We start from the raw sequence: 19410 nt of genomic DNA on the forward strand, positions 1-19410 counted from the left end.
GCCTCTGGGAGGTCCATCATGAACCTGAAATTCCTGTTTCCCACCCTGACCCTGCTGGCCCCCACCGCCCTGCTGAGCGGCTGCACCGGCACGGTGGAAGGCGGCAGCGCCACCACCCTGACCCTGCTGACCCAGGGGGGCGCTGCACTGCAACGGGTAGACCTTCCGGCGGCGGCCTCCGACACGCCGCGCCCGGTGGCTGAACTGGGCGACCCGGTGGCGATTGAGGGAGGCGTGGACCTGCATCCCCAGCAGGGATCACGCCGTGTCCTGCTGACGCGCAGGCCTGCCACCGAGGAACGCCGCCCCGATCTGACCGCCTTGAATACTTTCGAGGCGCCGCCTTTCCCGGTGTGTTGGCAGGCCTCGGCAGTGTCGCCGGGGTCCGAGCGCTACTTCGCCCTGAGCCAGTGTGAGGGTGGCCCGCAGAATGTCGCCATGTACACCCCCGACGGTGAGCTGCGCTGGTGGACTGCCCTTCCGCTGGCCGCCGCACCGCTGAGCGGCACCGACACGCCGCCGATCCGGGTTGCGGTGGCGGGCGACGTGGGTGTGGTGGCCCGGCCTGTGCTGGGCGGCGGCAGCGAGATGCTGCGGGTGGCCGTGACCAACCCGGGTGACGAACGCGCCGAATACAGCGATCCGCAGCCCACCGTGGCGGTGCGTGACCTGGCGACTTTGGTCTCTGCAGGTGGCCAGCCCACCGTGTACGCGGCCACCGACGCGGGCGTGTTCTCCCTGACCACCGCTGGGGTGCCGGATGCCAACCCGCTTCCCGCGTTTGGCCCTGAGCGTTACAACCGCCTGTGGGCCAGTGAAGCGGCGGTCGGGTCCGCGCCGGTACTGTTCGCCTGGCGTGGTGAAGCCATACAGGGCAGTCTGCGTCTACCGCTGCGCGTCTGGAACGGGACCAGTACGGCCCAGGACTCGGCGCAGACCATAGATTCCTTTAATAACCTGCGTGACGCTGCGGTGGCCGACGGCTACCTGTACCTACTGACCGAAAACTCCCTTTACCGCTACGACGCGATTATTGGAGTGCGGCAGAACAGCTGGCGTCTGGAAAACCTGGGCGTGCAGCTGCGAGATGCCCGCGCCCTGGTGCGGACCTTCGCAGAAGAATAGGGGTGCCTGGGCCAGAGCTACGCCAAGCGAGTCTGAAACACCATCACTTCGCTGCTCTCGGTCAACGGCCCGCCCTGAAAGCTGCCGCTGACGCGGGGAGTCGCAAAGCCGGCGCAGCGCAGCAGCCATTCCACCTCGTAGCGCCAGTAGTAACGCTGGGTCAGCGTGAAATGCTGGCGCTTGAGGTCGCCCGCCGCTGTCACCGTGTCCACGAAATACTCGGTGGTGACATGCTGGCGGGCTGCGTCTATGCGCTGCATCAGAAATACGTCGGTGCGTTCGGCGCCCCGGTAGAGGGTCTCGCCCTCGTGCCGCAGCACGCCCTGTGCGCCGTAGTTGGGCACATACAGGTCGAAGGCGAAGCGTCCCCCTGGGGCGAGGTGCCGGGCCAGATTTTCCAGGCTACTCAACTGTTCTTCAGGGGTGTAGAGGTGCATCAGCGCATTGAAGGGCGCAATGATCAGGTCAAATCGCTCATCGCTGCGGAAACTGGCCGCGTCTCCCTGTAGCCATGCCACGTCCACCCGGCTCTCGGCCGCCCGCGCCCGCGCCCTCTCCAGCATTCGGCCGCTGGGTTCCAGGCCGGTCACGTCCGCCCCACGCCGCGCCAGGTGGCAGCTGACCCGCCCGGTCCCGGCTCCGACTTCCAGCACACGCCCCGCCCCTTCGGCCAGGCTGGCGTAAAAGTGCAAGTCGTCGCGGTACAGGTCGTATTGCTGGTCGTACAGCTCCGAGAGGTCGTCGTAGTTCATGCGCTGCGTAGCATAGCGGGCCATGTGGGGATGGAGTGCCGAACGCGTTCCTGCCGCTGTCCCTGACGCGCTACCCTTGCTTCTCCGCCCTGTCCCGCTCTCCCCGCAGCTTGACAGTCCAGGCGTAAGACGCTAACTTACTTTCCGCTGGTCCGGTAGTGTAGCGGTTAGCATATCTGCCTGTCACGCAGAAGGTCGCGGGTTCAAATCCCGTCCGGACCGCCAGTCCAAAGAGCCATCCCGTTCGGGGTGGCTTTTTTGTGGCTCATCTGCCCAGTATCCTCAGCGCATGACCCTGACTGTTCGCCGCGCCGTGGCTGCCGACGCTCCCGCCCTGGCGCACCTGCGCGGGGTAATGCAACTGGATAATGGCCGCACGCCCGAGCAGATTGCCCCGGACCTTCCCATTTGGGAGGCGTATTACTGCCAGGCCGTGCCGGATGGCCGGTATCTGGGCTGGCTGGCGGTGGGCGCAGACGGCGCGGTGATCGGGGGCGCAGGCGTGCAGCTGTACCCGGCGCACCCCAGTGCCGGCAGTCCGCACACGGTACAGCCCCACATTCTGAATGTGGCGGTAGAACCCCCCCACCGCCGGCAGGGGGTGGCAGGTGGTTTGGTGGAAGCCATCCTGGCCTGGGCACGCGCAGAAGGGTACAGGCAGATCACCCTGAATGCCGCGCCGATGGGTGCCGGACTGTACCGCCGCCTGGGCTTCAGGGACCGCCCGAATCCGGGAATGCTGCTGGAACTGTAAGGAGATGATCCTCCCATCCTCCTGGCTGCAAGGGGTATCATGCAGAGCGGTCTTCGCACGGCGTCCGGGGGCGACAGGCAGGTGGGTAGGGTTGAGCAGCTGCTTTGTCACTCAGGGACCCCGCGCACGGCGGGGCCTTAGTCCATTTCAGGAGGAACGCCCCATGACACATTCCCCAAGCTTGCTCACCTCAGGTGACTTCAATGTCAGCGACGCCAACGAACTGTATCAGGTCGACCGCTGGAGCAGCGGCTGGTTCCGCGTCTCAGGCAGCGGCAAAATGGAAGTGACTCCTGGCCAGGGTCTGAGCGCACCGCTGCGCGACATCATTGACGAGCTGGTTGAGGAGCGTGGCGAGAGCCTGCCGCTGATCTTGCGCTTTCCGCAGGTTTTGGCGGGCCGGGTACAGCACCTCAACGAAGCTTTCCGCGCCGCCATCCGCGAGTACGACTATCAGGGCAGCTATCAGGGCGTGTTTCCGATCAAGGTGAACCAGCGCCGCGCTGTCGTGGAGACGGTGGCCGCCGCCGGGTACGACTACGCCCACGGCCTGGAAGCCGGCTCCAAGGCCGAACTGGCGCTGTGCCTGGCCCAAAAGATGCACCCCGACGCCCTGCTCAGCTGCAATGGCTTCAAGGACGACGGCTTTATCAAGCTGGCGCTGTGGGGCCGCACCCTCGGCAAGAACGTGGTCATCACCATCGAGAAGTTCTCCGAGCTGGACCGGACCCTCAAGCAGGCCAAGGCGCTGGGCGTGCGGCCCGCGTTCGGGGTGCGCTTCAAGCTGCACGCGCGCGGCTCGGGGCAGTGGGAAGAATCCGGCGGCGACCAGGCCAAGTTCGGGCTGAACGCCTACGAGCTGCTGCGCGTCGTGGAGCGGCTGCGCGAAGAGGACATGCTGGATACCCTGGTGTTGCTGCACACCCACATCGGCTCGCAGATTACCGACATTCGCCGGGTCAAGGTGGCGGTGCGCGAGGCCACCCAGACCTATGCGGGTCTGATTGCGGCCGGGGCGCAGCTGAAATACCTCAACCTGGGGGGCGGTCTGGCCGTGGACTACGACGGGTCCAAAACCACCTTTTACGCCTCCATGAACTACACCCTGGCCGAATACGCCGCCGACGTGGTGTACACCGCGCAGGAAGTATGCCGCGCCCGCGAGGCCCCTGAGCCGACCATCGTGACCGAGTCGGGCCGCGCCGTGACCGCGCACCACGCCGTGCTGGTCATGCCGGTGGTGGACGTGACCGGGCCGACCCGTGACCGCGAAGACGCCCCCGAACCTGCCGAGGACTCGCATCAGGTCGTGACTGACCTCAAAGAGTTCCTGGACAACCTCACTCTGCGCAACTACCGTGAGATGTACAACGACGCGGTAGACGCCAAAAATACCCTACATAACCTGTTTGACCTGGGTTATGTATCGCTGGAGGACCGGGCGCGGGGCGAGGCGCTGTTTCACGCCATCCTGAAAAAGGTCGCCAAGCTGGTGCGCGGTGAAAAGTATGTCCCTGACGAGTTCGAGGGCCTCCAGAGCATCCTGGCGGACCAGTATATTTGTAACTTCAGTCTGTTTCAGAGCCTGCCGGACAACTGGGCCATTGACGCGCTGTTTCCCATCGTGCCGGTGGACCGCCTGAATCAGCGCCCTACCCGTCAGGCCACGTTGGTGGACATCACCTGCGACAGCGACGGCAAGATCGAGAAATTCATCGACCTGCGCGATGTCAAGACCACCCTGCCGGTTCACGAGCCGGGCGATCAGCCGTACTACCTCGGCGTGTTCTTGGCCGGGGCCTATCAGGATGTGCTGGGCAATGCGCACAACCTGTTCGGCAAGGTCAGCGAGGCGCATGTCACGGTGACGGGCGCGGGTGAATACAACATCGACCTGTTCGTGCGCGGCCAGAAGGCACGGCGCATGATCGAATCGATGGGCTACGAGGAAGTGATGCTGCGCGACTCCATCGAAGATCAGGTGGACGAGGCGCTGAGGGCTGGTCACCTCACCCCCGTGCAGGAGTTCGAGTTGCTGGAGGACTATGGCGAGGAACTGCTGGGTTACACCTACCTGGAATACGAGGATGGGGCCGATGTTATTGAGGGTGCGGAGGAAAGACTACGTGGCAACACCGTCCGGGTTTCCGAGGATATTCCCCCGGCCCCAGATGATCTGGCTACTGAGGCCGCGACTGCTGGGGCTGACAAGACCGCACAAGCAGGTGAGCGTGATTACTTGGTGCGCTGAGGCCTGAGGTTGATCCTGTGCCCGCTGCTGCCTGTGCCTGACTGGCCGGGAGACAGCGGGCGCCTGTTTGCCTCAGCTTTGCTGTCCTCTGCGTTTGCCCCGCTGACGTCCCCTCATTCCACTGCCCTAAACTGACCCTATGAAGTTGGAACTGCTGGACCACATTGCCATTGCGGCCCGCACGCTGGACGAGGGCAGTGTGCCCTACCTGGCGCTGGGCCTGACCCCCGAAGGTCCCGACGAGCATATGCCCGTGCAGGGAGCCTGGATTCGGGCCTTTCGGGTGGGCGACACGCTGATCGAACTGCTGTCACCCGACAGCGAAGGCAGCACCATTCACAAGTTCATTGAGAAAAAGGGACCCGGCCTGCACCACACGGCCTACCGCGTGGCCGATCTGGAAGTGGCGATGGCAGAAATGCGGGCGGGCGGAGCGCCACTCCTGAACGACACGCCGCAGGATGGCCGCGCCGGAAGCCGGGTGGCCTTTTTGCATCCCAAGTGGGGCGCGGGAACATTGATCGAGCTGGTCGAGCATGGGAGCGGACACTGAGTCCCTGGCTACGCCGCTTCTGGGGAGTGGCCGCCCTGGCCCTGAGTCTGCTGGCGCTGCTGCTGGCCTGGGTGGGGGAGGGGGTGCTGGGAGACGTCCGCTTCGTGTGGGCGGCCTGCGGTCTGCTGGCCCTCCTGCTGGGCTGGAGCGTTCACCGGGCAGGCCACAGTTTTGGTGGGGCGCTGCTGTGGGTGGGCTGGGTGGCCGCGCTGATTCAGTGGCTGTGGGCATTCTCGGCGCAGCCTTCGGGGCTGCCATACTGGCTGGTTGGACTGGCGCTGGGAGCCCTGGGGGCCTGGGTGGCCCGCCCCGACCCTGCTCCCGGACAACCCGAACCCGACGGGCAGGAAAATGCTGCCAGCGTAACCGATGCAGACCTCTGGATAGCGCCTATGACCGTGCCTGCGAGGTCTGAGATCCAGCCGCCACTGACCCCGCCCGCACCTTCTGCCACCTCGGACACACTTTGGAGTGTCCCCGTACCTCAGACGGGCCTGGAGGGAGCCGGCCACCGTCCGGCCTGGGCCGACCAGACCCCTCAGGCTGAACTGGAGGAGTCGGCAGAACCAGAGGAACTCACAACCCGGGCAACTCCCCCTTTGTCCGCCCCATCTGACTCTACGGGTTGGGTGACGGTGGTACCGCATACGGCAGATCTGGTGACCACGGTGACCGTGAAACCGGCCAATGTGCAGCCTCCGGCGCCAGCCCCAACGGGCGCACAGCCGCAGGCCTGGAGCCGTCAGACCTGGTGGGAAGATGGGGACGGTGAGACCGACTGGCCAGACGCTGAAGCGGCGTTGGCTGCTCAGGAAGCAGATTTCCCGGCAGGGCCACGCCAGCCCACAGAACGTCAGGAAGCTGAAAAAGACCAGTTCTCTCGCTCACGGCTCCATAAGTCAGGTGAGATCGAAGACCGGGAGTAAGGGACCGAGTGTTTCTGTGGTCCAGTGGCCGCAGATTGTGGAGAGCTAAACCCCAGATTCAACCGCAGGCCGTGGGGGCCACGTTAGACTGAGGTATGACCAACGACAATGGAGAACAGGGCAAGGCAACGACGGTGGTGTATGGAGTGGCGGGCGGCGATGTGACCGTGAACCGCTCTACCCAAACGCAAGCCGCTGTACCTGCTGCCGTGCCCACCGATGAGCGCGTACTGAGCGCTGCAGATGTCCCCACCGACGGCTCCGACGTGGAATATGAACCGGTGGTCTACAGCGATCCTGGTCAGGTGACGGAACAGTTTGATCACCTGGCGACCCGTGATGTGCAGGAGATGGCGGCGCGGATGGGCAGTGGCGATGTGGAAGATCACGGTGAGATGCCACAGACAGCTGCCTTCTCACCCGAGGCCGCAGCCCTGGCGGGAGGCAATGAACTGACGACCAACGCGCAGGGCGCAGCTGTAACGCGTCTACACAGCGATGACTACGATCTGGCCGAGTCCGAGACCGATCCGCGTCCATAAGGCGCACACCCCATGATCTTTGTTACCCCGCCGGGCACAGCGATGCGCCCAGCGGGGTAAGTTTTGGGGGCGCTGCACCCTGGCTGAATCTGCGGTGGGTAGGATATGCTGTGGCCCCAGTACCGACAGGTTGCCTTTCGCCCCTCCTGGCGCGGGAAATGGAGCCCAAGAGGCCAGGAAGAGCCTGAACCCCCGCCCCACCGCAGCGCACGGCTCAGCCCTCATACCCATACCCCCCTGCTGACCGCAGGGCGACCATGTTTTGACACGTATGGGCCTTGCTGCCGCTCGCCATTCCCCACACGCAGCATCCAGGCAAGGCCAGGGCAGCAGACCAAACAGGTTTCCTACACGCTCCGGGTTGGTCATGTGGGTTTGCTCCAGATTCAACCCTCTGGATTCATGGCTGAGAAGGGGCTCTATGGCCCAGCGCTCCTATAGATGGTGAGCGGCCCAGACGGAAAGCTGAAGCGAGATGACCCGCTCTCCCTCTGGGGAGAGCGCGCGACTACTCGCACCAGCCGCCCTGAACCCAGACCTTGCAAACAGGGCACGTATTTGACCCGGCCCAGGACGCGAAACAGCACGAGCATATTCACCGTCTACCACGGATTGGCCCGAATACGAATGCATCTTTTGATCCCGCTGCGCCGCAAAACGTGAACCACTCGACCGAGAAACCCCTATCCGCGACAGGACCCACCTGCGGCGGGTAGGTGTTCAGCAGCTGACCGACCAGCACATACGTGCCCTGGATTCACTGCCCGCCGTGCTTCAGTTCTTTCCAAGCAAGTGGAAGAGAACGTGCCCACACCACGCCGATGACCAGCAGGTTGAGGGAGACGGCCGAGCTTCCAGTTGGTGCGGCCATGATCAGGGCAGTTTTCCCTCAGGCAGCAGTGGAAGCAGGACATCTTGGATGCCTGCTGGGCAGACCAGCACCATGCAGCACACGAGCCACCATACGCGTGATGGACGGGCGCGCAGCACGGCAATATGGAGCGCGATCTTGCGGTGGAGGGTGGACCTGCCTGTAAATGCCGAACAGGACTCTGCAACGCAGCGCAGACGGTCCATGCGGTGGTGTGGGAGACGCTCTTTCAGGTAGGCACGAAGTGCAACATTCGTCAGGGCGGCTTGGTTCGGTTTCACACCTCCATAAGCCGCCCTGCTTCATATTTTTCTGCGATCCAGACAACGTTTCCTTCAACCTGTCAGGTACTAGGCTGTGGCCGAATCCAGGCTCTCCCGGAGTCTATTCAGACAGCTTGTTTGGTCCAGGTCCCCCGTGTCTTACTGGGAGCGGTAGCTATCCGCGCTCCGCGTTGACCAGACAGACTGCTGTTTGTCGCAGTTCCTCCGCGTTTGATCTCCGGAACTTGCCTTTCGCTGTCTGCCCGTCTTTTTCTGGCCCCCTTTGCCCTTTTTACGGAGGTTCCCCGTGACCGATACTGCCAAGCAAACCCCTATTGTGGACAACCGCCGCTCGCCCCTGCTGGTGTTTTCCGGCCAGAGTAACCGTCCTCTGGCGCAGTCCATCTGCGACAATCTGGGCATTCCACTGGGCAAAAGCAGCACTGAAAAGTTCACCAACGATAACCTGATCGTGCGCTACGAGGAGTCGCTGCGTGAAGGCGATATTTTTATCGTGCAGACCTTCTCCACGCCGGTGAGCGATTCCATCATGGAACTGCTGATGATGATTGATGCGGCCAAGAGTGCCAGCGCGGGGCGCGTGACGGCCGTGATTCCGTACTATTCCTACGCCCGCAGTGACAAGAAGGACAGCCCACGTATTTCCATCGCTGGACGGTTGGTGGCGGACCTGCTCCAAGAGGCTGGGGCCGACCGTGTCCTGACCATGACGCTGCATGCGCCGCAGGTCCACGGCTTTTTCAAGGTTCCGGTGGATCACCTTTCGGCAGATTCGGTGCTGGCTCAGCACTTCCGGTCCTGCGTGGACGACGCCAGCCAGGGCGTGGTCCTGGCTCCCGACGCGGGCAGCATCAAGCGGGCCGCGGGGATCGCGCACCGTCTAGACGCTGGCCTGGCGATGGTGGACAAACAGCGCATCAGCGACACCGAAGTCAGCCCCCGAGCCATGATCGGTGATGTGGAAGGCAAGACCGTGTTTATCGTGGACGACGAGATCAGCACCGCAGGCAGCCTGATCGAAACCGTGGACATCGCCCGCAAGATGGGGGCACGGGATGTTTACGTGGGTGTGACTCACGGGGTGTACACCGGCCCCGCCATTGAGCGGATTGCCGCTCTGGGAGTGACCCAGGTGGCCAGCACCAACACTGTGCTGGTGTCTGAGGAGAAAATCGCGCAAGCAGACGGCAAACTGGCCGTGCTGGACGTGGCTCCTCACTTTGCCAACGCCATTCGCAACATCCACACCGGCGAGAGCGTCAGCACCCTGTTTAACTGATAACCCTAAGAGAGCTGCGGCCCATCCTTACACCCCTATGGTTATGGGTAAAAGGATGGGCCCTGTTTTTACTGCTCGGTAGACTGCTCACCCAGCAGGATGTTCACCTGTTCACGGTACGGCGACAGCAGGTAAGGGTTGGTCTCAGGTTCTTTTTTGAGTTCGCCCAGCAAAGCTACACCACGGTCAAGGGCAAAGGCGTAGCGCCACTGCCAGATGATGGGCGGTCCGTCCACGCTCGCCAGGCGGCTGACACTGAGGATATGCTCGGCTCTGGTGTCCGCCTCGGCGCGGGCCTGCTCCAGTTGACCGCGCTGGTCCGTGCTCAGGAGACTAAGCAGCTCAGTCTGGATGTGGTTCCATTCTGCGCCGCTGACCGCCTTGCTCTCCAGCAGTGGGCGCAGCAGTGGACGCAGGACACAGCGCTGCTGGGCAGTCCAGTGGATTTTCTCTTGCTCGGTCAGCCCAGCCAGTAATTGCACCGTCAGCACGGTTTCTAGGGGATCGCGTAAGGTGGTCGCCCGCTCTCTGGCGGGTGGCATAGGATCGCTGGCAGGGGCAATCAGGGGTCCGCCAATCATGCGCCCCGGTGCAGGGTCGGTGGGATGTTCTAGCGCCGAACCGTGACTGGTTAGTCCTGTCAGGGCCAGGCCGATAAGCAGAGAGTTCATGGTGTCACTCTACGGCACCTCAATGACCCTGCGCTGACCCGCAAAGTTCAACCCCCACCCAGGTCTTTAACACTGGGCGGGGGTTGAGAAGGTTCAATCAGGCTTAGCGGCTCAGGCGCAAGGCACGCTGGAAGGGTGTTTCTTCCGGGAAGATCACGGCGCCCTGATAGGGCAGGTGGTTATTCACGACGCGGGGTTCAGCTTTGCCGTTGACCGACAGGCCTTCGAGGTTTTCGTACCATTTATAGCCCTCGATCTCGACACCGTTGGCTTGCACTTCGTTCAGCACCATCCGGTAGGCTTGGTCGCCCAGTTTGGCGGCCTGGAAGTAGTTCATTTTGGCGTACTCCGCTTTGGCCTGGGCAAAGAGGTCATCTGCCTTGATCGCCGTGGGTGCCACTTTCGGCATTTTGCCCTCGTAGCGGGCGATGTCCAAAATGGCCCCGGTGTTGTTCAGGTAAGCAGCCGTCAGGTAGCGGTACTGGCTGTCCAGGTTGAACTGCCCGAAGGTGAAGGTCAGGTCAATGTAGGACATGATGCTGGCGCTCTGGTCACCGCTGTTGACATACAGGAAGGGTCCGGAAGCACCGTAGGACAGGTCACGCTCACTGTCGTAGCCGTCGTGGGGGTGCGAAAGGCTCATGTGGTGACCGATCTCGTGCACCGTGGTGTCGGTCAGGCCATACAGACCGGCCAGGTTAGGTGACGTAAAGGAATAGACGAAGCTCTGAGTGCCGGTTTCACTATCGTCATAGGCGATGCCCAGCAGGCCGCCGGTGGGGTCTGCGTCATCGTTGAAGAGGTAGCTGGGCAGCACATATTTGTTGTCGGGAGCATTGGCGGCATCTTCGCGGAGGTCTTGCAGGTTGTAGCGGAACAGCGGCTCCCCGGTGGTGTCACCGAATTCCGGCGAGCAGATGTCCTCGGCGTCAATCACAAAGAAGCAGTCGTAGACGTCTCGCAGATCACCTTGTAGGGTTTCACGGTCAACCACGGTGCTGAATTTGGCGAAAGGATTCAGCACCGCGACGCGGTTCTGTACCAGCGCTGGCTTGAGTACCCTTTCGACAGCGGCGGCCTCGGCTCCAGAATCCACATTCAGGCGCAGCTCAATCTCGTCCGGCATTTCCGGTGGGGTCAGCTCGGCACGGTAAATGGGGCTGGGAGTAAACAGCAGGTTGATGGCGGTATAGCGCACGGTGTTGGCCAGATCGGGGCTGACGAAGCGCCCGAAGCCGAGGTTGTTGCGGCGGGTGCCGTATTCCCAGATGGGCGGGTGGCGCACGTCGGCGCGGCCATCCCCGTCAACGTCGGGGTTCACCACATCATAAGAGTTGGTCCAGGGATCGGGGTTGGCCGACAGGTCGTAGAACCATAGGCGCTGTGGCTCGGCCTTGTTCTGATAGCCGCCGCCCCAAGCGATGAGACGGCGGCTGTCACGCTTGCCGAACTCAAAGCCAGTGTCGGTTTCTGCTTCGGATTGCTTGACATAAGAGTGGAAACGGAAGTCAGGGCGTCCGTACCAGTTCACCAGGAAGACGGTGTACTCGCTCTTGGCGATACCCAGGCGGCCCGCATTGTTGGCCAGCCAATTCTCGGTAGAGGGTGCGTCGATAGTGAGGTTTTCCGTGATTTCCTGGCTGATGTAAGGCGAGGGAGTGGTGCAGTCTGGCTCCTCCGTCTCCTCGTTCAGGCCCTGGCAGTTGTAGTACTTCTGGTAGTAGGTCAGCTTCTCTTCCCGGCCGATATCGCTCAGGTACTTAAAGAAATCATCCTCGAATTTGCTGTCTGCGAAAACATAGTTGTAGTTGTAATTGAACTTGTTGCCGGTGAATTCATCACGGCCATAGGCGCTGGGAATCCGGGCAATGGTGTCGTATGTCTTGGGTAGGGTGTTTTCAAAATCGCCCAAATTGATGTCGCGGGCGCGGGCAACCTGTCCGGTAGGTGTCTGTTCATAACCTACAAACACCACGTTGATTTTCAGATCCGTCTCAATCTTGGTGTCCTGGCCGGGCACGATGTGCTTCAGCCCCGAGTAGTCCGCTGGGGGAGTCGGTTCTGGCGTGGGGGTTGGGCTGGGAGAACGACTTCCGCCACAGGCGGCCAGCATGGAGAGACTTAGGGTCGTCAGCAGGAGTGCGCGTCGTTTCATGTATACCTCCGGGACCACTTTGAATAAATAATCTGTGTGTGGTGCCTAGGATGATACTCCTCTGATGCCCGAATGGCAAAGATGAGAGTGGCAAGCTATGGGGTATACAGCTTAGCGCGGCCCGGCACGCTACACTGCCCCGCATGAGCCGAGTATGTGTCGGAACGGTGGACGGTTGGAATGAAAGAGAGCAGCGCGAAGTGGAAGTAGACGGCCAGAGTGTCGTGGTGATGCGCTATGAGGGCGAATTTTACGCCCTACGGAACCTCTGCACCCACAAGGATGTCCCTTTGCTGGGCGGCGAAGTGTCGGATGGCAAGATCACTTGTACCAAGCACGGTGGCAAGTTCGAACTGGCGACTGGCAAGGCCAAAGCGTTACCCGCAGTGAAGCCCGTGCGTATCTTCCACACCGAGGTGGACGGTGGGCAGGTCTTCGTTGCCGAGCTGGACTGATTTGCCACCCCCTGCCGACTCGTCTTCTGCGGTTGGCCTTAGGGCGCTGTGTGTAAAAATATACAAACCGACAGTGTATTTAGGCCAACTGCGTGGTCGCTTGCAATATAAAAGCAAGGCACTGTACGAACGCAGTGCCTTGCTTCTTATGGTTTGACGGCTTAGTCGTCCCGGGAAAGACGGGTGGCCGTGATGGTCGTGCCAGACAGTTCCCCTGCAACCTCAATATCTTCTCCAGTGCGGTCCGTTCCGAAGAAGGTTCCGGCGTCCATCGCCGTGCCGTTGTCATCGTAGGTGGTTTGGGTGGTGGTCACGACCGTATAGGTCTGACCGTCATCTTCGAAGGTGAAGGATTGGCCGGCTGAGTCCCAGGTCAGAGCATCTTCTTCCCAGTCGTTAGTTGAGGCTGTCGCCGTGGTGGTCGTTGTGTCGGTGGTGGCTGGCGCGGTGGTCGTCGTGGTCGGTGCCGTCTCCGCCGTGGTGGTTGTAGATTCCTGCGGAGCACAGGCCATCAGGCCCAAGCTAAGGAACAGCAAAGTCAGTCGTTTCATGTGAGCAGTGTGGGTTGCGGACGAGTGAGTAAGCTGAAATGCAGCTCTAGATCAGGGCAGATGAGTTCTCATTCATAGCGCCTCAAGCGTCAGGATGAAGCACTGTCCAGGCCAGGTCCCATACTGCGGCAGGCAGACCTTGCGAGGCGTAGGGCAGATGTACACGCTCCAACCACTGATGGTAGTCACGCCCCCAGTGCTCCAGATTTACGGTGGGAAAGACGGGCATGGGGCCGCCCGGCTGGTCGCAGAACATGGAGGTGGGTGCAGCCAGATGTTGTGTGACTGCATTCTCACCACTCTGGCTGACTGGTTGTCCGATAAAGCTCATATCGGAGATGCCCGCGAAATACTGCCGGACCGTCAGCCCGTGCCGCTCCGCGACCTGCTGGATGGCCTGCTGCAGTGCCTTTCCAGCATTCCCATGTTCACTGACGTGTGAGGCGGGGTAATGCAGGCTCCCAAAGCCCACCACCGCCAGCGGGCCTCTGCGGTCGCTACGGTCCAGCAGCCAGTGCATGGCACGGGCACTGGCCAGCAGGGGATTGGTTTCCTGCTCTAGCTCGTCCAGGAACTTGGCGTATTCCTGCTGCCGCTCTGAGGTGCCCAGCACTTCGGCGCGGAGTTCGCCCAGGGACAGGGTGATGGGGGCGGCTTCTGAGAGGGTCTGGCCAGCTGCCTGGGCAAAGGCACGGTGGCGGGCCAGCACTTCCTGCATCGCGGCCTGGGCCTCGGCGCAGATCAGTTCCAGCACCTCCGGCGGCGTGCGGGTATGGCTCAGGACGTTGTAGGCGCTCCAGACGCGCTGCGGGGTGGTTACGTCATAGCCGCCGCGAAAGTCCCTCGACTCCAGACATATCGGGGGCGGAGCCGTCTCGCCGTGGCCGCTGTCGGCGTGCTGGGGATTCAGCTCCAGGCGGCGCAGCAACTCGGCATTCATGGCGTGGGCGCTGACGCCTTCAAAGGGAAAGCCAGCGTGGGTGTCACGCCCCACAAAGCAGACCACCGGTAGCAGCTTGCCTACCGTGCCCAGGTAAACGGCGCGGCCCGCTGAGCCGTCGCCCTGATCGCTGGTGGCGTCCAGGTTGATGCCAGCGGTCAGCTCCAAGTCCCAACGCTGCGCCGCTTGGTACAGCTCACTGCGGGCGGCCCGTGCCCCACGCGAACTGTCTTCTTCATCCGGCGAAAAGGTCAGCAGCAGATTGCCGGGGCGCTCTTCTGGTGGAGTGGCGATCCAGGCTTCCAGTACAGCTAAGCCAGCGGCCAGCCCCGCCTTCATGTCCAGTGCACCGCGCCCTGGAAGAAAGTCACCGCTCTGCAAGTCTTCCAGCGCCAGTTGCAGGCTGGGACTGCCACTCAGGTCACCGCGCTGCTGGAGGTCGTGGATCAGCGCGTCACGCAGGCGCAGAGGCGAGCAGGCCAGGGGGGCGTGGGAGCCGTAATTGCGGGTCGTCACCGTGTCAAAGTGACCGCTGAGTACAGCGGTCTGACGGCCTGAACCGCGAACCAGCGCAAACAGGTTTTCGGGACCGTCCGGCCAGGCTGTTTGACGCCACAACTGTTCAGGATGCTCCTGGAAATACGGCAACTGGGCCAGTTCGTCGGCCAATTGCCCAGCAAAAGCCTGCTCGCCTGCGGTGCCGCCTTCGGACGGCCAGCTGACCAGTTGGTCCAGCCATGCCAGGGTGCGGGAAGACCAGTCCTGCGGCGCAGCAGGCTCGGATGCGGATGGGTGCATAGTCACAGCAGGCATTCTGTCACTCTGGTGGTGAGGTTGGGGCAACTGCTAGGAAGATGAGCTGCTGACCTGCGCCGCTAGAAGCTATCCGGAGTCTGGCAAGAACTCCTGGATCAGCTCTCCGCCCGCAGCAAAAAGCGTTGCACCTTGCCGCTGGGGGTCTTGGGCAGAGCCTCCATAAAAACGATCTCACGGGGATAGGCGTGGGCCGCCAGTTTGGTCTTGACATAGCTGCTCAGTTCGTCGGCGAGGTCGTCGTTTCCGCTCTTGCCGTCCTTGAGAACCACATAAGCCTTGACCAGTTCGCCGCGCAGCTCGTCGGGTTTGCCGACCACGGCCGCTTCGGCCACGTCGGGGTGTGAGACCAGCGCACTCTCCACCTCAAAGGGGCCGATGCGGTAGCCCGCGCTGAGAATAATGTCGTCCCCACGCCCGGAGAAGAAGTAATAGCCGTCCTCGTCATAGCTGGCGGTATCGCCGGTGCGGTAATACTGCCCCTGCTCGTCAATACGTTCCAGCGTGCGGTCCGGCGCCTGGTAATACTCGCTGAAGATACACAGCGGCGAATCTGCCAGCACCAGCGCCAGTTCACCCTCCACACCGGGGCTGACCTCCCGGCCCTGCTCGTCCAGCACGGCGGCGCGGAAGCCGGGCATGGTTTGCCCCATACTGCCGGGTTTCACCTCTCGGCGCAGGCCGTCTGCGTGATGGTTCACGATGGCCATGCCCAGCTCGGTCTGGCCCCAGTGGTCAAACAGCGGTACGTCCAGAAATTCCTTCGCCCAGCGGAACAGTTCAGGGTTTAGCGGTTCGCCTGCGCTAGAGGCGACCCGCAACTGCAGGCACTCGGGCCTGGGCAGCCCTGCTGAGCGCATCACCCGATAAGCAGTCGGCGCAGCAGCAAAGTTGGTGACGCCATAACGGCGCATCACGTCCAGAGCTTTTTCGGCCTGGAACGGTGCGCGGTAGAACAGCAGTGTCTTGCCCAGCAGCAGCGGTCCCACAATGCCGTAATACAGCCCGTAAGCCCAGCCGGGGTCGGCCATGTTCCAGAACACGTCGTCGTCCCGCACGTCCAGTGCGAAGCGCATATAGGCCTCGAAGGCCGCCAGGGCCTTCACGCGGATCGGCACCCCCTTCGGCTGTCCGGTCGTGCCTGAGGTGTACAGCAAGATCATCAGGTCTTCGCCGCTGATCCGGACATTTTCAGTCAGCGGATCATGGGCGGCAATGCTCGCATGAAAGCCTTGATCTGGTCCCAATTCTTCCTCATCGCTGTCGGATTCGACCCGGATCACATGGATGCCACCAATCCCCGCCAGCTTAGGATCGTTGGCGGCGTCGGTAATCACGATTCTGGCGCGGGCGTCTTCAATCCGCACACGCACGGCGTCAGGACCGAAGGCGGTAAAGAGAGGCACATAGACCGCTCCCAGCCGCCACAGCGCAATGGCTGCAATCAGCAGGGCCGGGCGCTTGGGCAGGAGAATCGCTACCCGGTCGCCCTGTCCCACGCCCATCTGACGGAGGGCCGCTGCGAACCGCCGCGATCTTTCCTCCAGATCCCGATAGCTGAGGCCCTCGTGATAGCCAAAGCCATTCTCGTAGTTCAGCGCCTTGCGGCCCGGCTCTCTGGCCCAGCGGTCACACAGCAGCTCAGCTACATCTACTTCAGTGCCCCCGTACTGCTCCAACCAGTTCTGAACTTGCTTCAACGCTTGGGACGGATCGGTGGGGGAGTGGTAAGTCGTCATGGATGGGCCTCCTGATCGGGCCAATGGGTTGGGGAGCCGAACATACTGGTTCTGTATGGATATGCAACCGAGTCTCTGGTGTGAAACTGAGGACAGACAGACACGTAAACAAATTTTAGACTCCGAGAGCATAAAACAGGTTTCCGAGGCCTGCAAGGGTTACATGGATAGCTTGGGACTGGCGGCAGTATTCGCAAGACTTACATAAAAATGAGGCCTAGCTGTGCTTTGTAGAACAAACATGCCCCCAGCGCTCAGGCCGGGGGCAATATTCAGGGAGGACGGATGGCTCAGTCGCGGCCGAACAGTTTGCCGATGCGTCCGAAGAACCCTTCACCGCTCTTGTGTGGTACGTCGTCTCCGACGGCGCGGGCGTAGGCTTCCAGCGCCTCACGGGCTTCAGGAGAGAGCTGTGGAGGCCTGGGCACCACCACGTCGTAGGCCACGATCAGGTCGCCGCTGCCGGAGCCCTGCAGTCGGGGCATCCCTGCGCCACGAATACGGTGGGTATCGCCGTGCTGGGTGCCGGGTTTGACTTCTATCTTCTGCACGCCGTCCAGGGTCGGTACATCCACCTCATGGCCCAGGACCGCGTGAGCGTAGCCAATCGGCGCCGTGTAGATCAGGTGTTCTTCCTCACGGCGCAGGTACTCGTGCGGTTCCATCTCAATGTGTACGTACAGGTCGCCCGCACCGCCGGGGCCCTGGTGGCCCTTGCCAGCCACCCGGATCCGGTAGCCCTCGTCGATGCCTTTGGGCAACTTGACCGTGACTTCTTCGTCCTTGAGGGTGTGGCCGCGTCCATGACAGACGGTGCAGGGGTCCACGATCTGCTTGCCTTCGCCGCGGCAGGTGGGGCAGACCTGCTGCGTTTCCACCACGCCGAAGATGGTGCGGGCCTGTCCACGCACCGCCCCGCGTCCCTGACAGGTGGCGCAGGTTTCGGGCGGTTTGCCGCCGGGTTCAGACTTGGTGCCGCCGCAGTGTTGGCAGTCAGTCAGACGGGCCACCGTAATCTGGATGTCCTCGCCGGCGCGGGCCTGCAGCAAGCTGACCTGGGCATCGGTTTCGATGTCCTCGCCGCGGGGTGGGCCACGGCGGCCCCCCATGCCCCCGGCCATGCCGCCGAACAGCTGCTCGAACAGGTCCATCGGGTCGAAGCCGGCTCCACCCATGCCACCCATTCCCCCCATGCCGCCAAAGGGGTCGCCGCCTGGAAAGCCGCCCGCGCTCGGCGCAGATCCGAAGCGGTCATAGTGTGCCCGCTTGTCGTCGTCGCTGAGAACCGCGTAAGCTTCGCTGATCTGAGCGAACTTCTCGGAAGCGCCCTCCTCCTTGTTGCGGTCAGGGTGATATTTCAGGGCCAGTTTACGGTAAGCGCTCTTGATTTCACTGGCGCTGGCACCTTTCGCCACGCCGAGTAGTTCGTAATAGTCCACAGTGATTGTCCTCGCTGGTGATCTTCTCTGGCAGCGCCCGGAAGGGCTGCTTACGGCCACGCTCTGGCGGCCAGCTTCGCCAAGGTTAACACAAGCAGACTCAAGTAATGTGGCTGAAAGAGGCAGAGGGCAGGCAAGCGAAGTTGCTGGCCCTGCCCGGCAAGTCTGCCTTTCCCGTTATTCCCCGAAGTAATCCAGGCGCATCGCTTTCCTGGCTGCGTCCATCGTCTGGGCGGCGGCTTCACGGCCCTTCTCGGTTCCGGCCTGCACGATGCGTTCTACCTCGTCCATGTTCTGGCTCAGCTCGGCGCGGCGCTCGCGGATGGGGGACAGTTCGGCGTCCAAAACTTCCAGCAGGTATTTCTTGACCTTCACGTCGCCCAGGCCGCCGCGCTGGTAGTGGGCTTTCAGCTCGGCCACATGCTCGGTGTCCGGGTCAAAAGCGTCCAGATAGGTGAACACCGTGTTACCCTCTACCTGGCCGGGGTCCTCGACGCGCAGGTGGCCGGGGTCGGTGTACATGGCCCGCACCTTCTTTTGCAGGTCGTCGGCGCTGTCGCCTAGATAGATGGCATTCCCCAGCGATTTGCTCATCTTGGCCTGGCCGTCAATGCCGGGCAAGCGCGCCACCACACCCTGCGGAATCATGGCCTGCGGCTCGACCAGCACAGGGGCGTAGAGGGCATTGAAGCGCCGCACGATCTCGCGGGTCTGCTCAATCATGGGCAGTTGATCGGCACCTACGGGAACCAGGTGTGCCCCAAAGGCCGTAATGTCGGCGGCCTGCGACACCGGATACACGAAAAACCCGGCAGGTACGCTTTCGCCGTAGCCTTTCTGGGCGATTTCGGTCTTGACGGTGGGGTTTTGGCGCAGGTGCGACACGGTGACCAGGTTCAGGTAAAACACCGTCAGCTCGGCGATTTCGGGGACCATACTCTGAATGACGAAGGTGGCGTGCTGTGGGTCCAGGCCCACCGCCAGGTAGTCCAGCGCCACCTGCATCACGTTGTCCCGGACCTTTTGCGGGTCCTCGAAGTTGTCGGTCATGGCCTGCACATCAGCCAGCAGGATGAAAGTGTCGTAGTCGCGTTGCAGCTTGACCCGGTTCTTGAGCGACCCCACATAGTGGCCGATGTGCAGTGGCCCGGTGGGACGGTCGCCGGTCAGGATACGTTTGCGGGCGGTGGAAGGGGCAGGAGAAGTTTCGGTCATGGTCAGAATTCCTTTGGAGTAGAGGAGCAGGCAAGAAAAAACGCCCAGCCGGGAAGGGCTTGGGCGCAGTTGGGCTAAGGATCAGCCGTGTGCAG

16 protein-coding genes, 1 tRNA gene and 1 pseudogene are annotated in these 19410 nt (G+C 62.3%); 9 read left to right on the forward strand and 9 right to left on the reverse strand.

The window, feature by feature from the left end; genetic code table 11:
- Positions 1 to 18 precede the first annotated feature (18 nt).
- A complete protein-coding gene (locus LMT64_RS02350) occupies positions 19 to 1125 on the forward strand; it encodes a hypothetical protein (protein ID WP_126351313.1) in 1107 nt (368 codons plus the stop codon).
- A gap of 17 nt (positions 1126 to 1142) precedes the next feature.
- On the opposite strand, the gene LMT64_RS02355 is transcribed toward LMT64_RS02350, so the two are convergent.
- The gene (locus tag LMT64_RS02355) at positions 1143 to 1877 is read right to left on the reverse strand and encodes a class I SAM-dependent methyltransferase (protein WP_126351312.1); all 735 of its coding nucleotides are present in this window, start codon (positions 1875 to 1877) and stop codon (positions 1143 to 1145) included.
- A gap of 149 nt (positions 1878 to 2026) precedes the next feature.
- Here LMT64_RS02355 and LMT64_RS02360 point away from each other — a divergent pair.
- The 6 genes from LMT64_RS02360 to LMT64_RS02385 all read left to right on the forward strand — a co-directional run bounded on the left by LMT64_RS02360 (position 2027) and on the right by LMT64_RS02385 (position 6903).
- Positions 2027 to 2102 (forward strand) — tRNA-Asp (locus tag LMT64_RS02360).
- 64 nt (positions 2103 to 2166) lie between these two features.
- Positions 2167 to 2631 carry a GNAT family N-acetyltransferase gene (locus tag LMT64_RS02365; protein WP_126351311.1) on the forward strand — a complete coding sequence of 155 codons (465 nt, stop codon included), beginning with the start codon at positions 2167 to 2169 and terminating at the stop codon, positions 2629 to 2631.
- 163 nt (positions 2632 to 2794) lie between these two features.
- Positions 2795 to 4882, forward strand: coding sequence for a biosynthetic arginine decarboxylase (gene speA, locus LMT64_RS02370; protein WP_229253312.1), 2088 nt, complete (start codon positions 2795 to 2797; stop codon positions 4880 to 4882).
- A 139-nt stretch (positions 4883 to 5021) separates the two neighbouring features.
- Positions 5022 to 5435: a VOC family protein gene (locus LMT64_RS02375; RefSeq protein ID WP_126351309.1), complete on the forward strand. Its 414-nt coding sequence runs from the start codon at positions 5022 to 5024 to the stop codon at positions 5433 to 5435.
- A gap of 26 nt (positions 5436 to 5461) precedes the next feature.
- Positions 5462 to 6361, forward strand: a complete 900-nt coding sequence (locus tag LMT64_RS02380; protein WP_126351308.1) for a hypothetical protein — start codon at positions 5462 to 5464, stop codon at positions 6359 to 6361.
- Between the two features lie 95 nt (positions 6362 to 6456).
- On the forward strand, positions 6457 to 6903 hold the full coding sequence (locus tag LMT64_RS02385) for a hypothetical protein (RefSeq protein WP_126351307.1): 447 nt from the start codon (positions 6457 to 6459) through the stop codon (positions 6901 to 6903).
- 763 nt (positions 6904 to 7666) lie between these two features.
- On the opposite strand, the pseudogene LMT64_RS02390 reads toward LMT64_RS02385, so the two are convergent.
- A pseudogene (locus LMT64_RS02390) lies at positions 7667 to 8055 on the reverse strand (IS4 family transposase); the annotation flags it as partial.
- Between the two features lie 289 nt (positions 8056 to 8344).
- Here LMT64_RS02390 and LMT64_RS02395 point away from each other — a divergent pair.
- Positions 8345 to 9337, forward strand: coding sequence for a ribose-phosphate diphosphokinase (locus LMT64_RS02395; protein ID WP_126351306.1), 993 nt, complete (start codon positions 8345 to 8347; stop codon positions 9335 to 9337).
- Positions 9338 to 9405: 68 nt separating this feature from the next.
- Here the strand turns inward: LMT64_RS02395 and LMT64_RS02400 are convergent, their stop codons facing one another.
- Both LMT64_RS02400 and LMT64_RS02405 read right to left on the reverse strand, forming a co-directional pair.
- Positions 9406 to 10008, reverse strand: coding sequence for a hypothetical protein (locus LMT64_RS02400; protein WP_126351305.1), 603 nt, complete (start codon positions 10006 to 10008; stop codon positions 9406 to 9408).
- Positions 10009 to 10111: 103 nt separating this feature from the next.
- Positions 10112 to 12163, reverse strand: coding sequence for a zinc metalloprotease (locus LMT64_RS02405; protein WP_126351304.1), 2052 nt, complete (start codon positions 12161 to 12163; stop codon positions 10112 to 10114).
- Between the two features lie 143 nt (positions 12164 to 12306).
- Between LMT64_RS02405 and LMT64_RS02410 the strand changes: the two genes are divergently transcribed.
- A complete protein-coding gene (locus LMT64_RS02410) occupies positions 12307 to 12618 on the forward strand; it encodes a non-heme iron oxygenase ferredoxin subunit (RefSeq protein WP_126351303.1) in 312 nt (103 codons plus the stop codon).
- 161 nt (positions 12619 to 12779) lie between these two features.
- Here LMT64_RS02410 and LMT64_RS02415 read toward each other — a convergent pair whose 3' ends face one another.
- From LMT64_RS02415 to trpS, 5 genes are all read right to left on the reverse strand, one after another.
- Positions 12780 to 13169: a hypothetical protein gene (locus LMT64_RS02415; protein WP_126351302.1), complete on the reverse strand. Its 390-nt coding sequence runs from the start codon at positions 13167 to 13169 to the stop codon at positions 12780 to 12782.
- A gap of 82 nt (positions 13170 to 13251) precedes the next feature.
- Positions 13252 to 14922, reverse strand: coding sequence for a M20/M25/M40 family metallo-hydrolase (locus LMT64_RS02420; protein ID WP_229253314.1), 1671 nt, complete (start codon positions 14920 to 14922; stop codon positions 13252 to 13254).
- A gap of 98 nt (positions 14923 to 15020) precedes the next feature.
- Positions 15021 to 16661, reverse strand: coding sequence for an acyl-CoA synthetase (locus LMT64_RS02425; protein ID WP_229253315.1), 1641 nt, complete (start codon positions 16659 to 16661; stop codon positions 15021 to 15023).
- A 290-nt stretch (positions 16662 to 16951) separates the two neighbouring features.
- Entirely contained in the window at positions 16952 to 18100 is a 1149-nt protein-coding gene (gene dnaJ, locus LMT64_RS02430; protein ID WP_229253316.1) for a molecular chaperone DnaJ, read from the reverse strand.
- Between the two features lie 177 nt (positions 18101 to 18277).
- A complete protein-coding gene (gene trpS / locus LMT64_RS02435) occupies positions 18278 to 19315 on the reverse strand; it encodes a tryptophan--tRNA ligase (protein WP_126351298.1) in 1038 nt (345 codons plus the stop codon).
- Positions 19316 to 19410 lie beyond the last annotated feature (95 nt).

This window comes from Deinococcus radiophilus, from assembly GCF_020889625.1.
GTDB classification, from domain to species: Bacteria; Deinococcota; Deinococci; order Deinococcales; family Deinococcaceae; genus Deinococcus; species Deinococcus radiophilus.

Coding starts and splice junctions, on each gene's coding strand:
- LMT64_RS02350 (WP_126351313.1), top strand. CDS start 19: ATGAACCTGAAATTCCTGTTTCCCACCCTGACCCTGCTGGCCCCCACC.
- LMT64_RS02355 (WP_126351312.1), bottom strand. CDS start 1,877: ATGAACTACGACGACCTCTCGGAGCTGTACGACCAGCAATACGACCTG.
- LMT64_RS02365 (WP_126351311.1), top strand. CDS start 2,167: ATGACCCTGACTGTTCGCCGCGCCGTGGCTGCCGACGCTCCCGCCCTG.
- speA (WP_229253312.1), top strand. CDS start 2,795: ATGACACATTCCCCAAGCTTGCTCACCTCAGGTGACTTCAATGTCAGC.
- LMT64_RS02375 (WP_126351309.1), top strand. CDS start 5,022: ATGAAGTTGGAACTGCTGGACCACATTGCCATTGCGGCCCGCACGCTG.
- LMT64_RS02385 (WP_126351307.1), top strand. CDS start 6,457: ATGACCAACGACAATGGAGAACAGGGCAAGGCAACGACGGTGGTGTAT.
- LMT64_RS02400 (WP_126351305.1), bottom strand. CDS start 10,008: ATGAACTCTCTGCTTATCGGCCTGGCCCTGACAGGACTAACCAGTCAC.
- LMT64_RS02405 (WP_126351304.1), bottom strand. CDS start 12,163: ATGAAACGACGCGCACTCCTGCTGACGACCCTAAGTCTCTCCATGCTG.
- LMT64_RS02410 (WP_126351303.1), top strand. CDS start 12,307: ATGAGCCGAGTATGTGTCGGAACGGTGGACGGTTGGAATGAAAGAGAG.
- LMT64_RS02415 (WP_126351302.1), bottom strand. CDS start 13,169: ATGAAACGACTGACTTTGCTGTTCCTTAGCTTGGGCCTGATGGCCTGT.
- LMT64_RS02420 (WP_229253314.1), bottom strand. CDS start 14,922: ATGCCTGCTGTGACTATGCACCCATCCGCATCCGAGCCTGCTGCGCCG.
- LMT64_RS02425 (WP_229253315.1), bottom strand. CDS start 16,661: ATGACGACTTACCACTCCCCCACCGATCCGTCCCAAGCGTTGAAGCAA.
- trpS (WP_126351298.1), bottom strand. CDS start 19,315: ATGACCGAAACTTCTCCTGCCCCTTCCACCGCCCGCAAACGTATCCTG.